Consider the following 2,377-nt stretch of genomic DNA (forward strand, 5'->3'; position numbering starts at 1 on the left):
TAGATGCTGCCTGTGGACAGTTAGCGAATAAAGGGTAATGAATTAGCAAATTTCAGACTGAAATCATATATGGCAATCAATTTTTTTGCATATCTAAAATGAAAAATAAAACTTATTCAATTATTTCTCCTTCTAATATAGATAAGTCTTGGTTAAGAAAAGGTGGATAATCGGTAGGATATCTAAAACACTTGAATACATCATTAGTTTCAATAGGTATAGTATATGACCAAACAATTGAGCCTTCACTATTTATTTCTATAAGCCGACCTTCAGTTCCAACTGTAATAAGAGTGTTACCGTTATCAAGTCTTAAAGCACCGGATACCCTTGGAGCATAAATATCTGGACTCATATAAGACCATTCATAATCAAGAGGTAAATTAGTAGTGTTTTCTATCAAGTCATATGATCCGTCACTATTCAGGGGAATCAAAAATTCATCAATGGTTGATACATTTTCAAATCGGTTATTATTAAATACCAAAAAGTTACCGCCATTAGAGGGTAAATTACTTATAAATCTCACATCGTGCTGACCAAATAATTTTTGGTCATCTTCAGTGCCACTGTTATATGCCAAAGGATTTCCCCATCTATATAATAAGCGTCCACCTTTATTATAATTTCCACCAGAATTGCTGGAAGCTTCAATTGTAGTAGTTGAATGATCTATAATGAATAATTCATTAAATCTTCTACTACTCATAACAATTTGATCGTAGGTCTCGATATAAAAAATAGAATTGATATGATTTAAATTGGCATCCCCAATTGTAAAGTTCAAATTAATGAGCTCTGGATGTTCGGAAACAACTCCAAAGTTTAGCTTAGCGTTATCAAAATCTTGTACAAGGTGATCCCATAAGCTCCATTCCCAAATAATTTCGGCATTATTTGAGCCATTAGGTTTAACTTCTAAGATTCTTTCAGACCATACTTCATTATTTATCAGTAAATCAGGGTTTCGACCATTTGCTATTGCTTCATTAGCTGTTTTTTTATCCCACACAGTAGCCAGAATATTTCCATTAGGTAAAATGCTAATATCATGATGTAGACAATATGTGTCACTACAGTATTGCCAGTCCCAAATTATATTGCCTTCGAAGTCAAACATTTCGATTCCGCCTGTTTTCCCACCAAAGTTAAAGTCGTTGCTATCAACTTTATAAGTTCTTATTAAAGTACCGTCTTCACTAAGATAAACTGCAAGTGGTGTATTATCCGAAGACCATTTTTTTATAATATAACCTTCCATGTTTATTAAGTACGAATTTTTAGATGCTACTGGCGAAATTAAAGTATAACCTTCAAAGAAATCCTCTTCAATGTAGATATCTATATTTTCATTTGGCTCAACAGTTTCTTGTATAGATTTATTGTCATCATTATCACATTGATATACAAATAATACGACTATAAAAATATAAACAAAGTACTTATTACTATGCATTGCTGAATTTCATAAAGGGTGTTATACAATGGTATTAGAATAGGTCTCCAAGAGTCTCTTTATTAAAATAAAAAAGGTAAATAAAATATTACCTTTTTTGTTTTAATATATCACTGAGTGAAAAGTTTTAATTTTTAATTATTTTAATAGTTCTAGATTGATTTCTAATAGTAACTCTTATAACATATACGCCATCAGCCAATGCATTCATGTTAATTATCTCGTCAGTTTTAGAAAGCTTTTCGTTAATTACTTCTTTGCCTAGAATATTGTAAACTTGAATAACATCAAAGGGTGTGTCAGCAGATTCAAGGGTTAAAAGATTATCTTTTGTATTGTACAAATAATTAAAATTATTTAGCTCAGATTCTTCAGTGCTAAGAATTGTTGCTGCAGAAACAGATACATTATCTACCTCCAAAGTGAATTGATCAGAAACATTATGATGTCTAAAAGCAACATAAACCGTAGACTGTCCTGCAAAGGATGATATATCCAATGACCTGTCTGTTAAGGTGTTAACACCATCTAGTGAAGGTTCATTAAATGAGGTAGTAGACATTTGTAAATCCCCTACAACATTACTTGTAGCCACATATACTGTGTAATTTTCCAAATCATAAGAAGCATCAATAGCCATTATTTGCCAATCTAGAGTTATTGTGCCAGAAGCATTTGTTAAGTCGATTACAGGTGAAATGGCCCAATTATTTGGATTTAGAGGACCAACAGCGCCATTCCATGAAGCTGATCTCAATAATGGTGTTCCGACAGGGTTCATCATATTGTCTTGAATCTGAACTGCAGACCAGTCAAAGCCGTCGCCATCTTCATCACTCAAAGTCCAGTCAGAAATGTCTAGATCATCGAAATTATCTGACCACACTACTGTTTGTGCACTATTCAAATTAAATAACAATA

Annotated in this window: 2 protein-coding genes; both read right to left on the reverse strand. The window is 32.4% G+C overall.

The features are described from left to right. Positions 1–112 precede the first annotated feature (112 nt). The gene (locus HRU49_RS14540; protein ID WP_296358437.1) at positions 113–1,456 is read right to left on the reverse strand and encodes an aryl-sulfate sulfotransferase; all 1,344 of its coding nucleotides are present in this window, start codon (positions 1,454–1,456) and stop codon (positions 113–115) included. Between the two features lie 127 nt (positions 1,457–1,583). Further along, positions 1,584–2,377: choice-of-anchor J domain-containing protein (locus HRU49_RS14545; protein ID WP_296358438.1), on the reverse strand; the 794-nt coding region annotated here is incomplete at its 5' end.

It is taken from the genome of Winogradskyella sp. (assembly GCF_013213975.1).
GTDB lineage: Bacteria > Bacteroidota > Bacteroidia > Flavobacteriales > Flavobacteriaceae > Winogradskyella.